Source organism: Streptomyces sp. OR43 (assembly GCF_008042275.1).
Lineage (GTDB): Bacteria > Actinomycetota > Actinomycetes > Streptomycetales > Streptomycetaceae > Streptomyces.
In genome coordinates this window covers 64,440-76,488 of record NZ_RDBK01000038.1, presented here as the reverse complement: position 1 = coordinate 76,488, position 12,049 = coordinate 64,440, and the positions used below count along the sequence as shown (strand labels likewise).

The 12,049-nt window shown below is 71.1% G+C and carries 16 protein-coding genes; 6 read left to right on the top strand and 10 right to left on the bottom strand.

All coding sequences use genetic code 11. The annotated features are described in order from the left end of the window. The first annotated feature begins 113 nt into the window (after positions 1-113). Entirely contained in the window at positions 114-821 is a 708-nt protein-coding gene (locus EAO72_RS17570; RefSeq protein ID WP_148018284.1) for a DUF2470 domain-containing protein, read from the top strand. A 91-nt stretch (positions 822-912) separates the two neighbouring features. Here EAO72_RS17570 and EAO72_RS17565 read toward each other — a convergent pair whose 3' ends face one another. Both EAO72_RS17565 and EAO72_RS17560 read right to left on the bottom strand, forming a co-directional pair. Further along, positions 913-1,779, bottom strand: a complete 867-nt coding sequence (locus EAO72_RS17565; protein WP_187285104.1) for a serine hydrolase — start codon at positions 1,777-1,779, stop codon at positions 913-915. Between the two features lie 44 nt (positions 1,780-1,823). After that, on the bottom strand, positions 1,824-2,696 hold the full coding sequence (locus EAO72_RS17560) for a LysR family transcriptional regulator (RefSeq protein ID WP_148018296.1): 873 nt from the start codon (positions 2,694-2,696) through the stop codon (positions 1,824-1,826). A 216-nt stretch (positions 2,697-2,912) separates the two neighbouring features. Here EAO72_RS17560 and EAO72_RS17555 point away from each other — a divergent pair, with 216 nt between their 5' ends. Further along, positions 2,913-4,565, top strand: a complete 1,653-nt coding sequence (locus EAO72_RS17555; RefSeq protein ID WP_261991532.1) for a penicillin-binding transpeptidase domain-containing protein — start codon at positions 2,913-2,915, stop codon at positions 4,563-4,565. Positions 4,566-4,782: 217 nt separating this feature from the next. On the opposite strand, the gene EAO72_RS17550 is transcribed toward EAO72_RS17555, so the two are convergent. Then, entirely contained in the window at positions 4,783-5,898 is a 1,116-nt protein-coding gene (locus tag EAO72_RS17550; RefSeq protein WP_148018281.1) for an alkene reductase, read from the bottom strand. 52 nt (positions 5,899-5,950) lie between these two features. On the opposite strand from EAO72_RS17550, the gene EAO72_RS17545 reads away from it, so the two are divergent. Further along, the gene (locus EAO72_RS17545) at positions 5,951-6,373 is read left to right on the top strand and encodes a MerR family transcriptional regulator (RefSeq protein ID WP_148018280.1); all 423 of its coding nucleotides are present in this window, start codon (positions 5,951-5,953) and stop codon (positions 6,371-6,373) included. Next, on the top strand, positions 6,357-6,785 hold the full coding sequence (locus tag EAO72_RS17540; protein WP_148018279.1) for a pyridoxamine 5'-phosphate oxidase family protein: 429 nt from the start codon (positions 6,357-6,359) through the stop codon (positions 6,783-6,785). The genes EAO72_RS17545 and EAO72_RS17540 overlap by 17 nt, the downstream gene beginning before the upstream one ends. A 44-nt stretch (positions 6,786-6,829) precedes the next feature. Here the strand turns inward: EAO72_RS17540 and EAO72_RS17535 are convergent, their stop codons facing one another. Continuing rightward, complete coding sequence (locus tag EAO72_RS17535; RefSeq protein WP_148018278.1) at positions 6,830-7,381, bottom strand: ArsR/SmtB family transcription factor; 552 nt, start codon at positions 7,379-7,381, stop codon at positions 6,830-6,832. Between the two features lie 104 nt (positions 7,382-7,485). Between EAO72_RS17535 and def the strand changes: the two genes are divergently transcribed. After that, positions 7,486-8,145, top strand: a complete 660-nt coding sequence (gene def, locus EAO72_RS17530; RefSeq protein ID WP_148018277.1) for a peptide deformylase — start codon at positions 7,486-7,488, stop codon at positions 8,143-8,145. A 41-nt stretch (positions 8,146-8,186) separates the two neighbouring features. On the opposite strand, the gene EAO72_RS17525 is transcribed toward def, so the two are convergent. Then, positions 8,187-8,519: an NIPSNAP family protein gene (locus EAO72_RS17525; protein ID WP_148018276.1), complete on the bottom strand. Its 333-nt coding sequence runs from the start codon at positions 8,517-8,519 to the stop codon at positions 8,187-8,189. A gap of 66 nt (positions 8,520-8,585) precedes the next feature. Then, positions 8,586-9,059, bottom strand: coding sequence for a carboxymuconolactone decarboxylase family protein (locus EAO72_RS17520; protein WP_148018275.1), 474 nt, complete (start codon positions 9,057-9,059; stop codon positions 8,586-8,588). Positions 9,060-9,213: 154 nt separating this feature from the next. Here EAO72_RS17520 and EAO72_RS17515 point away from each other — a divergent pair, with 154 nt between their 5' ends. Continuing rightward, positions 9,214-9,402, top strand: coding sequence for a DUF6381 family protein (locus tag EAO72_RS17515; RefSeq protein ID WP_148018274.1), 189 nt, complete (start codon positions 9,214-9,216; stop codon positions 9,400-9,402). A gap of 102 nt (positions 9,403-9,504) precedes the next feature. Here the strand turns inward: EAO72_RS17515 and EAO72_RS17510 are convergent, their stop codons facing one another. The 4 genes from EAO72_RS17510 to EAO72_RS17495 form a co-directional block, all read right to left on the bottom strand. Further along, the gene (locus EAO72_RS17510) at positions 9,505-9,903 is read right to left on the bottom strand and encodes a DUF6221 family protein (RefSeq protein ID WP_148018273.1); all 399 of its coding nucleotides are present in this window, start codon (positions 9,901-9,903) and stop codon (positions 9,505-9,507) included. A gap of 90 nt (positions 9,904-9,993) precedes the next feature. Then, positions 9,994-10,440 carry a nitroreductase family deazaflavin-dependent oxidoreductase gene (locus EAO72_RS17505; protein ID WP_148018272.1) on the bottom strand — a complete coding sequence of 149 codons (447 nt, stop codon included), beginning with the start codon at positions 10,438-10,440 and terminating at the stop codon, positions 9,994-9,996. A 199-nt stretch (positions 10,441-10,639) separates the two neighbouring features. Beyond that, positions 10,640-11,155: a DinB family protein gene (locus tag EAO72_RS17500; protein ID WP_148018271.1), complete on the bottom strand. Its 516-nt coding sequence runs from the start codon at positions 11,153-11,155 to the stop codon at positions 10,640-10,642. 41 nt (positions 11,156-11,196) lie between these two features. Beyond that, a complete protein-coding gene (locus tag EAO72_RS17495) occupies positions 11,197-11,979 on the bottom strand; it encodes a DUF4389 domain-containing protein (RefSeq protein WP_148018270.1) in 783 nt (260 codons plus the stop codon). Positions 11,980-12,049: the final 70 nt, after the last annotated feature.

Here is a 12,049-nt window from a genome sequence, read left to right as displayed (position 1 = left end):
CGGTGACGAGATCCGAGTTACTTAGGTATGCCTAACCTCACCCACCACGCGTGGGTTAGGTTAGGCATACCTAAGTAACTCGGATCTCGTCACCGTCCCTCAGGAGACCTCGGATGCGCCCATTCAGCGCCCGCGTCACACAGCCGACTCCCGCCGAGCGCATGCTGTCGATCCTCACCGGCGCCCATTCGATGACGGTGGTGAGTGACGGCCTCGACCCCGTCGAGGTCCATCGCCTCGACGGCACGGCCGCGATGGGCCATGTCCATCTCCACGAGCCGTCCGGGACCGGCTCCGCACATCCGGCCGCGCCCGTACCGGTCCGGCTGGAGTTCACGGATATCGCGCCCACACCCGTACGCGACCGGCTGCGCGCCCGCGTCACGATGACCGGGCTGCTGGCCGCGCCGTACGACGCGGAAGCCACCAGCAGCGTCTGCATGGAGTTCGGCCAGGCGGTTCTCGACGACTGCGGGGGCCGCACGTACGTTCCGCTGTCCGCGCTCCAGACCGCCACCCCGGATCCGGTCGCCCCGCACGAGGCGGACATGCTGACCCACCTGATGGACAGTCACGCAGAGCTCGTACCGCTCCTGCTGCGCCTCGTGCGCCCCGCGCCCGACAAGAGCATGCTGCGCGCCCTGCCGGTGGCGCTGGACCGGTACGGCATCACCCTGCGCCTGGAGTACGCCCGCAAGCGGCGCGACGTACGGCTGCCGTTCGCGACGCCCGTGAGCGAGATCAACCAGGCCGCACCGCGGATCCACGCCCTGCTGACCGCCGCCCGTCGCGCGTCCCACCCCAGCCGGCTGTTCGCCTGACGTCGTGCGGAGTCCGGTTCACCGCACCGCGGAAGCCCGGCGTCGGCCATGGCTGCGTCCCGTCGGCACCTCCGCCACGAGGCGTCCGCTCTCAGGTGTCCTGGGTCCCCCGCAGTTCCTCCACAGCGGCCCGCGCCGCCGCACCGATCACGGCGTCGGCGCGCGGCAGCTTGGTGTCGGCCCGCGCCGCCTGGGTGAACACCACCGCCGTATACGCGCTGCCGTCCGCGAGTTCGACGACGCCCGCCTCGTGGCGCAACGCCCCGAAGGTGCCGGTCTTCCCGTAGACGGTGACATCGTCGTAGGGGAACCCGGAGGCGAGCCGGTGCGTCCACGGCTGGCTGCGCATGACCTCGCGCATGAAGGCGCAGCTGTCCTCGGAGGCGGCCTGCCCGGTCCAGATCGCGCGCAGGAGGCGTGCCATGTCCGACGCCGTGCTGGATGCCTTGTACGCCGGGTCGTACACGCCCGCCGGCACGACGGTGTCGTTGTCGCTCACGCGTGCCAGGGCGGCGTCCAGCGAGCGGGCACCCGTTTCGGCGACGAGCCGGCTGAACGTGCTGACGACGCCTCCGTGGATGTGTGTGCCGGGCATGCCCAGTTCCTGGCACATGGCGTCGACCGCGTCGGCGCCCACCTCCCGGAGAACGGCGGCGGCCGCGGCGTTGTCGGAGATGCTCATCATCTGCGCCACCAGGTCGCGCAGTGACATGGTGACGGGGTCCCGAAGGAGAGAGACGCCGGTCGGGCCGGGGACGCGGTCCGCCGGATCCAGGGTCAGCCGACGGCGGGGGTCGATCAGATCCGCGTCCGCGAGCCGGCAGAAGGCGACCATGAGGGGCACCTTGTAGACCGAGCCCATGGGCAGCCGGACGTCGGGATCGATCGTGACGCCGGCCGACGGGCGGTGCAGTTCCGCCACGTGCAGCCAGCCGCGGACTCCCGCGTCGTCGAACATGCCGCGGATGGTGCGCTCCACGCCACCGCGGCGCCGCGGGCCCGTCACCGTGCCGCCTTCCGGGCCAGGGCGTCCTCGAGCAGCCGCGCCGTCGAGGCCGTCCCGGCCGCGCCGGGACGTCGTGGGTTCCAGGCCACACGCAGCCGGAGGGGCAGTGGCGGGTCCGTCGCCGCCCGGCGCACGACCCCGGAGGCGCTCAGCGCGTCGTCCGCCGTGACCAGCACCGCCTGGCCCGACGCGACCAGGGCGAGACCGGCACGCTCGTCGGCGACCGCCACGGTGTCCACCCGGCGCCCGCGGCTGGCCAGCGTGTCGATGAACAGGTCATGCGCCGCCGGCGCCTCGGCTCGCGGACGCACAGCGAAGGGCAGGTCCAACGACACCGCACCGCCTGCCTGTTGGCGGCCCATTGGGGCGAGGACCCAGGTCGGCAGCAGGATCACGCGACCGGCGGCCAGCCCGTGCAGTACCGAGGGGTGCCGGATCACCGCCAGGTCGAGCCGCCCGGCCTCGACATCGCCGAGCAGCGCGGCCGTTGACGCCGTCACCATGCCGATCCGGGTCCGTTCACCGGCCCGGACAGGTGCGGATGCCACATCGGCTGCGAGGGATGCCGGCACTTCGGGAACCAGCCCGAGTCGCAGCCGTCTGCCGCCCGCGTGCTCGCGCGCACCGGTCTCCCGCAGTTCGGCCAGGGCCGCCAGGGCCCGGCGGGCGTGTGGCAGCAGCAACGCCCCCTCCTCGGTGAGGAACACCCCGCGCTCGCGGTCGAACAGGCGGACGCCGAGCAGGGCCTCCAATCGGCGCAGGCCCTGCGACAGCGGTGGCTGCGTGATGCCCACCCGCTGAGCGGCCGTGCCGAAGTGTTCCTCCTCCGCCAGCGCGACAAAGATTTCCAGATGCCGTTCGGTCAGCACTGTCCCCCCTGACATGCGGCGATATGGCTTGCGAATCACCCTGATGCCGAGAGCCTATTCGACATGTGTCCGGCGGCGGGTTTGACTCCCGACGGGGGTTGCCCGCGAGGGCATCGGCAGGGCGGTGGACGGGCCGCCCGCACATGTGCGCCCTCCGCCGAAGCCGGGGGTGATCTCCGGCGGGCGATCGGACGGAATCGGAACGGAGAGAGCACCTTGACGCGTGCCCGCAGCCGGAACACGTACACGGGACACGAGCCGCGGCGCCGCGGACGGCGGCAGCTCGGCATCGTCGTGGCCCTGGCCCTGCTCGCCGGAGGCGGCTACGGCGCCTACAGCGTCTGGGGCGGCGGCGCGGAAGAGGACGATCCGCAGATCGCAGCCGCACGGAAGCCCTTGGCCGCGTTCCTCGCGGCATGGGAGAGGCACGACGCGAAGGGGGCCGCGGGCCACACGGACTCGCCCGACAACGCCGCGTCGCTCCTCACCTCGGTACTGACCAACCTCAAGCCCTCCCGTACCACCATCGTCAACGCCAGCGGCAGCAAGGAAGGGGACGGCAAGGTCCGCTTCCCCTTCTCCGTGGCCATGGAGGTTCCCGGTGCGGGCGGGGTCACCTGGCGCTCCCGGGCCCAGGTGAACCGGATCTCCGGAACATGGAAGGTCGTATTCACCTCGCCGATGATCCACCCGGAACTCGAGCCGGGGCAGACACTCGCACTCAAGGCGGACGACACCCGGGCGAAGGTGCTCGACAGCCGGGGCCGGCCGCTGCGGGCCGCGTCGCTCGTGGGCACCGTCGACCCGGTCAGCGGCAAGGGCACCTCGGGTCTTGAGGCCCGTTACGACAAGGTGCTCTCCGGAGGCAGGAAGGCGGGCAAGTCCCTTGTGGTGGCCGACCGGCAGAGCGGACTCGCTCTGAAGAACCTCGGCGCGGCCGGCTCCGCCGAGGGCCGTCCGGTACGTACCACCATCGACTCCCGCATCCAGACGGCGGCAGCCGACGCCGTGGCCGGGACGGAGCACCACGCGGCGCTCGTCGCCATCGATCCGCGCAACGGCCATATCCTGGCCGCGGTCAACCGGCCCGGCGGTCTCAACCGTGCCCTCGAAGGGCGCTACCCGCCCGGCTCCACGTTCAAGGTGGTCACCACGGCGGCTCTGCTGAAGGACGGCACCCGGCCCGCGGACGGCGCGGCATGCCCGAAGTTCGCTCATGTCAACGGCCAGCGCTTCGAGAACCAGGGGCAGTTCTCGCTCCCGGCCGGCTCGACGTTCACCGATGTCTTCGCCCAGTCCTGCAACACGTACTTCGTCAACGCCCGCAGCCGGCTCGCCGACACCGACCTGCGGGATGCCGCCCGGGCGTTCGGGATCGGGGGCAGCTGGGACGTGGGAACCACCACGTACGACGGCAGTGTGCCGGTCACGACGAGCGACAACGACAAGGCTGCGGCCACGATCGGGCAGGCGCGGGTCCAGGCCTCGCCGCTGGTGATGGCCTCCCTCGCGGCCACCGTCAAGAACGGCGTGTTCAGTCAGCCGGTTCTGGTGCCGGACGCGGTGAAGAAGAAGTACACGGCTCCGGCGGCTCTCGATGCCGGGGTCACCGCTCAGCTCCGCGAGCTGATGCGTGCGACGGTGACGTCGGGATCCGCCCGTGTGCTGCGGGAGCTGCCCGGCCGCCCGCACGCGAAGACCGGAACGGCCGAGTTCGGAACCGGGAAGCCGCCCCGCACTCACGCCTGGATGATCGGTTATCAGGGCGACTCCGACCTCGCGTGGGCGGTCCTTCTGGAGGACGGGGGATCCGGCGGCGCCGACGCGGGCCCGGTCGCCGCACGGTTCCTGCGCAACCTGACCCGCTGAGCCGACAACGATGCCCGCCGGAAGGGCTCCCGGGCCCGCGCATGCGATCGCGGACGTCGCGTGGTCTCGGGCCTCGGCCGAAATGCGGGTATGGCGGGTGAACTGCGGCCGGCCGCCGGGGAACAGCCGAAGCCGACACACCGCGCGCCGCCCGGAACGGTACGAGCCGGTGGACTCCCGGAACGGTACGAGCCGGTGGACTCCCGGCCCGTGCCGTTCAGGGCCGCGCGAGCGCGGGATAGTCGTTGTAGCCCTCCTCCCCGTGGACGTGCATCAGGAACTCGGGGCGGATCTCGTTGAGCGGCGCGCCCGTGCGCAGTCGCTCGACGAAGTCGGGGTTGGCGAGGAAGCCGCGGCCCAGGGCGATCAGTTCGGCACCCTCGGCCAGCAGCCGCTCCCCTCGCCCCATGCCGCCGTCGGCCGCTGCCTCCTCCCGCGACAACACCGGATTGGCGATCAGCGTGCCCGGCCAGGCCTTGCGGAGCCGGGAGAAGAGGGGCCGGTCCGGATCGGCGTGGACCACGTGCAGGTAGACGGGAGCGATGCGCGCGAGTGCGGGCAGAAGGGCCGCGTAGAGGTCCTCGGTGTCGCCCTCTTCGACGCTGTTGACGGCAGCTCCGGGCGAGATGCGTACGCCGACCCGATCCGGACCGATGGCCTCCGCGACGGCGCGCGTCACCTCGACCGTGAAGCGGACGCGGTTCGCTGCCGGGCCGCCCCACGCGTCGGTGCGGCGGTTGGTGTTCCCGGCCAGGAACTGGTGCAGCAGATGGCCGTTGGCCGAGTGCACCTCCACTCCGGCGAAGCCTGCTTCCACGGCGTTGCGGGCCGCCGTGGCGAAATCGGCGATGGTGGACCGGATGTCCCGCGCCGACATCTCGCGGGGCGCCACGCCGTTCCGCAGCCCGCCCGGTGTCTGCAGCGTCTCCGGGAAGCGCACGACGGACGGTGCGAGCGGGAGGTGACCGCTGGTGTCGGGATGACCGACCCTGCCGCCGTGCTGCAACTGGAGGAACATCGGGCTCCGGCCGGAAGCCGCACGCACCGCGTCGGTGACCCGACGCCATCCGACGACCTGCGCGGGGCTGTGGATCCCCGGGATATGCGGATAGGTCTGCCCGACGGCGTTCGGGGTCGTGCCTTCGGCGATGATCAGACCGGCCGAGGCGCGTTGTGCGTAATGGGTGGCCATCAGCTCGCCGGGGACACCGTCGGCCCCCGCGCGATTGCGCGTCAGCGGGGCCATGACCAGCCGGTTCGCCAGTCCGATGCCACCGAGCCGAGCAGGTTCGAAGAGTCGGGATGCGGAGGATTCCTGCTGTGTGTGCGTCATGCCGGTAACGTAGAACCTGACATTGATGTGAGATTCAAGTCCTGGGGTGCGTATGCGGATCGGGGAACTGTCGGCTCGTACCGGTGTCGGGGAGCGTTCCCTGCGCTACTACGAGGAGCAGGGGCTGCTGGCGGCCGACCGGACGCCGGGCGGGCACCGCGACTACCCCGAGAGGGCCGTCGACCGGGTCATCCGCATTCAGGAGCTCTACGCGGCCGGTCTGCACAGTTCGAAGATCGCGCGGATCCTGCCCTGTATGCGCGACGCGGACGGCGGCCCCTCCCTGCGGGCCACCCCCGCCCTGGTCGACGAGCTCACCACCGAGCGGAACCGGATCGACCGCATGATCGGCGACCTCCTCCGCTCCCGCGAGGTCCTGGACGACGTCATCGACACCGCGGCGGGCGGTGCCCCCGAGGAGCCGGACCGGAATCGGCACGAACCAGAAGGAGTTCCCCATGCCTCTGACCCGTGAAGAACGCGAGACGTTCCTGGCCGAGCCGCATGTGGCGGCCCTGGCCGTGACCTCGGCCAAGGAGGGCCGGGCCCCCCTCGTCGTGCCGATCTGGTACATGTACGAACCCGGCGGCGACCTGTGGATCATGACGGGCCGCGACTCCCTGAAGGGAATCTCGATCGCCGCGGCCGGCCGGTTCTCCCTGATGGTCGAACGGGTCACGCCCACCGTTCGTTACGTCTCCGTCGAGGGCCGCGTCACCGCGACCCGCGACGCCACCCGCGAGCAGCTGGTGGAGATCTCGTCACGCTATCTCCCGCCCGAGAAGGTCGACGGCTACGTCGACTTCGCGTGGCGGGAGCACGGTGAACAGGTGGTCATCCACATGCGGCCCGAGCACTGGCTCAGCGCCGATCTGGGCGGAGCCTGAGACCGCCCGGATGACTCCGCAGCCGCGCGTACGGGTGCGGGGGCTCAGCCGCCCAGGAGAGGGAACAGCCGCATGATCGCGGCGACGGGCACCGTACCGGCGGGCCGGGCCGCGGGATCCTCGTCCCGGTCGCGGTAGCCGGCCACCAGGCGGCGGATCGACGCGGCGAGTTCGGCCGTCTCCGCCGGGGTCAGGTGGACCACGGCGCTGAACGACTCGTCGTGCCTCCATTCGTCCGGCGCCTCGTCCCGGTGCGCCAGCCAGTGCTGGTGGCTCTCGTCCTCCAGTCCGCGTGCCGTCACGGCGAACTCCTCGGGCGCCTCCTCGGCGGGCGCCCAGCGCAGCCGCCACGGCCGCACGCGACCACCGCTGTGCGGCGCCTCCTCGATGAGGCCGTGGCGGGCCAGCTGGCGCAGATGGAAGGAGCACAGCCCGGAGCTGTGGCCGAGCCGGGCGGCGGCCTGGGTGGACGTGACCGTGCCGAGCTCGGCGAGCAGGTCCAGGAGAGCCACCCGCACCGGATGGTCGGGCAGACGCGGGCGGGCGCGGTGCAGCAGGGGATCCACACAGGGGACTTGGCGGTTCTCGTCGCTCATTTTGCAAAGAGTGCTACTTTGCAAAGCATTCGGTCAAGTGGCGCCACGGGCCGGCCGGGGACGCCCCGGCCGGCCTCGGCCTGCACGGAAGGCGTTGATGCTCCATGGCGGTTCGGTTCGATCACACTGCGCGGGACCGCCGGGTGCGTCTGCTCGGGGAGCCGGTGGATGCGTACCCGCGGGTCGCCCCGGAGGCCGTACGGGGTTCCGTACGCCGTATCACCGTCGTCGGCGAGGAGGTCCTGCGGCGACGCTGCCAGGAGGTCACCCGGTTCGGCACGCCTGAACTGTCGCGCCTGATCGACGACATGTTCGCCACGAACCAGGTGGCGGAGGGCGCGGGCCTCGCAGCCAACCAGGTCGACGTGGACCTGCAGTTGTTCGTGTGGGACATCACGGACGAGTGGGGGGTACGGCACGTGGGGCACATCGCCAACCCGGTCCTGGTGGAGGTTCCGGCCGGGGAGCGTCGTCTGATCGAGGAGTCCGAAGGGTGCCTGTCCGTGCCGGGGCCCTACCGGATGGTGCCCCGCCTCGACCGCGCCGTCGTGCGCGGCCGGGACAGGAACGGTGAGCCGCTTGTCGTCGAGGGCCGGGGGTACTTCGCGCGGTGCCTTCAGCACGAGACCGATCACCTTCGCGGCCGGCTGTATCTGGACCGGCTCGCCCAGCGGGAGCGGAAGGCGGCCCTGCGCGAGATGGCGGCGTCCAAGGACGAACGGTTCGCCCGACGGGCGGCCCTGGCCGAGAAGCTCGGCAAGTAGAGCGGAGCCGCCCCGCACTCCCCTGCGCGGAAGTCCTGCCGTCAGGCGGGACCGGCGGTCTCCGGCATCCCGGTGTCCAGGGGGCGCAGGAACCGGCGTTCGTACCGCCGGATGCAACCGGTGCGGCGGGCCAGTTCGAACGCGGCCTGGCATTCGGGATCGGTGGCGCTGTCCGTGCGGTAACGCTCGTACGCGGCGAAGCCGGGGAACGAGAAGAGGGCGTAGGCGATGTCGCTGTCACCCTCGCTGGGCAGGAAGTAGCCGTGGTGGGTGCCGCCGAACCGGTTCACGAGGGCGACCCATCTCCGCCCGTACTCCTCGAAGTCCTCGATGCGGTCGGGGTCGATCTCGTACTTCAGATGAATGGTGATCACTGACCCCATGATGCCTCAGCGACGGACGGGGACCGGGGCCGCCCGTGCCGGGATCACCGGTGCCCGTTACCCGAACTGGCCCGGCCGGTAGTCGCCCGCGGGCTGCTGGACGATGACGTTCACCCGGTTGTAGGCGTTGATGAGGGCGATGAGCATCGTCAGCGCGGCGAGTTGGTCCTCGTCGTAGTGCGCGGCGGCGTTCGCCCAGGCCTCGTCCGTGACGCCTCCGGCCGCGTCCGCGATGCGGGTGCCCTGCTCCGCCAGCTCCAGCGCGGCGCGTTCGGCGTCGGTGAACACGGTCGCCTCCCGCCAGGCGGCGACCAGGTGCAGACGGATCTCGGTCTCCCCGGCGTGCGCGGCGTCCTTGGTGTGCATGTCGGTACAGAATCCACAGCCGTTGATCTGACTCGCGCGGAGCTTCACCAGCTCCTGCGTGGCTTCGGGCAGGGTCGAGCCCACGATCACCTTGTCCGCCGAGTTGATGTACTTGAAGAACTTGGCCCCGGCCGCGTTGGCGAACAGGTTCAAGCGAGCAGTCATGGTGCGCTCCCGTGCCGTCGTCGATGGAGACCACTGTCCGACAGAGCAGGTCGCACCGCATTCCGTGGCGGCGCGTGACCGTTCGAGATGCAGGTGTGGGGACGCGCTGATTCGCTGGTGGGGTCGGCTCTCCCCCCGAGACCCAGGAGTGATCATGAGTGTTGCGGATGAAACCGGCGGCCGCGCGGAGCGCATCCGCGCCAAGGCGCAGGAGATGAAGGAGGCGGCCGAGCGCGTCTCCGATCCGCAGGAGCGCCGGCGTCTGGAGGACAAGGCGCGCCGGCTCCAGGAGCGGAGCGATCAGGTGACCACCAAGGGCGAAGGCGGCACGAACCCGCTCTGACCGGACGACGGCCGCTCGGGGGCGGCAGGGGCCGGGCCCGGCCCCGGGTCCCCGGCCGCTTCCCGTGCCGGGAGAGGCGAGCCGTCCGGCGGCACGGCGTGCCTACTGCGTGAACCGGGGCAGCCACTTCACCCGGTAACCGGGGTGCCCGGCGTATTCCGCGGCCATCTGCCGGACCACGAACCCCAGGCCGAAGGCCCGGCCGGAGGCGAAGTCCCGCTGCGGGCGGTCGACGTCCAGGGCGGCGACCTCCGCGTACTCGTCCAGGAGCACCCGGTTGGTCTCGATGCGCTGGAGGGTGCGCGCGGGGTCCTGCAGAGCGATGTGGCGGTCGTAGCCGTGCGTCCTCAGGGTGAACGCGATGGCACCGGTCCGGTCGTGGATCTCACCGGGCACCTCGGCCGGGCACCGCCAGCCCTGGCCCCCCGCCGCACGTGCGGCCTCTTCTTCCTCGTCGAGGCGCGCCCGGACGAACGCGACCAGCTCGGAGTTGTCTGTCATCTGGTGGTGCATCCTTCCGCTCGGCCCCACGCCTCAGGAGCCGTGCCGGAGCGTATCCCGTCGCCCTGTCCGCGCTCGTGCCCGTGGTGTTCAGTGGCCGGCGTCCACGGGTTCCAGTACGAGGACGGGGATCTGCCGGTCGGTCTTCTCCTGGTAGTCGGCGTAGTCGGGGTACGCCTCGACGGCGCGCTGCCACCACAGGGCCTTCTCGTCGCCGGTCACCTCACGGGCGGTCATGTCCCGGCGCACCGGGCCGTCCTGGAGTTCGGCACGCGGGTCGGCGGTGAGGTTGTGGTACCAGACCGGGTGGCGCGGAGCCCCGCCCAGTGAGGCGACCACCGCGTACGAGCCGTTGTGTTCGACCCGCATCAGGGGCGTCTTGCGGATCTTCCCGCTCCTGGCGCCGAGCGTCGTCAGGACGATGACCGGCATCCCCCGCATGGTCGTCCCCTTCGTCCCGCCCGAGCTCTCGTACTGCTCGACCTGGTCACGGACGTGAGGGGTGGGGCTCGGTTCGTATTCGCCCTGAAGCGGCATGGCAGTTGTCCCGTCGTCGGTATCCGGTCGCGGCGCTCATCGGCCGCGTCCCTCTCATCATGACTTCAACACGCCCGGCCGCCGCAAAACCCCCGCTCCCCCGACGTGTCGGTCCGCGCGAACGGTCCGGCCCGGCTCGTTCGGTGTCCGCCCGTCCGCGTCCGCCTCGGTCCCCGGGTTTCTGCGTCCGCGCCCCGCCTCAGTCCCCGGTCACTCCGTCCAGGCGTTCGCGCACCAGATCGGCGTGGCCGATGTGGCGTGCGTACTCGCCGATCATGTGGACGTGCACCAGGCGCAGCGAGAAGACCTCGCCGTTGTGGACGAACGTGTCGTCGAACGACGCACCGGCGACGATCTCGTCCGCCAGGCGGCATTCCTCGACCAGCCGGGCGTAGTCCTCGGCGGCCCGAGCCGGATCGAGGTCCTCGAAGTCCGCGTCCTTGCCCTTCTCCGGGTCGTACATGGGGGCGAGGTCCTGGCCGGCGAACCGCTGCCGGAACCAGGTGCGTTCGACCTTGGCCATGTGGCGGAGGAGTCCGAGCAGGGAGAGGTTCGACGGCGGGGTGGTCCGCTCGGCGAGCTGCTCGCCGGTCAGGCCGGCGCACTTCTGGAGAAGGGTCGCGCGGAACCATCCCAGGTATCCGGTGAGCATCTCCCGTTCAGCGGCGACGAGCGAACCGTCGGTACGAGTGGCTTCAGGCGCTGTCCATGTCATCCGACGATCATGCCCGCCCACCTGCCGTTCGCACGAGTGTTTTACGCGTGCATCCCGTAGTCCGTGTCGTCGGACGACGAGCCGGTCACGGAGGTCGTGACGCTGCCGACGAGCCCGAGGACCAGGAAGAGGACCAGCAGCGCCTTGCCTGCGGTGCTCATGACCAGGGGCCGGGTCGCGGAACGCCCCTGCCGTTCCGGTACGGAGAGCGCGTCCTCGCCGAAGAATCCCTTGGGGTAGGCGGGGCTGAGCATCGTCACGTAGGCGGACACCCGCATCTCGTAGCGGAGGGCGGCCGCCGTGGCTTCGAAGAGCGGGCGGGGCATGCGTCCGAGGATCAGGGTGATGATCCACCACACGACCGCCAGGGCCCACCACCCGTACGTGGCGAGGCTCTGCACGATGGCGGCGGGAATCACCAGGATCAGCCGGAAGAAGACGGCCAGCCGGTTGAGCCGGGTCGGGCGGACGTCGATCCGGACCGGGTAGGCCGACGGCTGGGTCAGCGTGAACGGCGGGTAGCTGTCGACGAGGAGCATGCTGCTCGCGGCGACCCTGGTGCGGTAGGCGAGGGTCGCCGCGAGGAAGCGGAAGACGGGTTCGGGCAGCCGTCCCAGGACGAGGGCGGCGAACCAGCCGAACACCACGGTGAAGAACGCCGCGATCTCCAGGAAGAACAGCACGACGAAGTGCGGGATCAGCAGCAGCAGACGGAACAGCACGGTGAGACGGCGCTGGCGGGCCGGCTCGATGATGTCCAGCACCGGCCGGAACTCGTCGGCGTCCGCGGCCCTGCGCCCCGGACTCCACTGCGCGTCGGCCATGTCGCTCCCCTTAGGCGGGTGATCTGTACGCCCGCGGACAACGCGGCGTCATCTCACGCTGGGACCACCC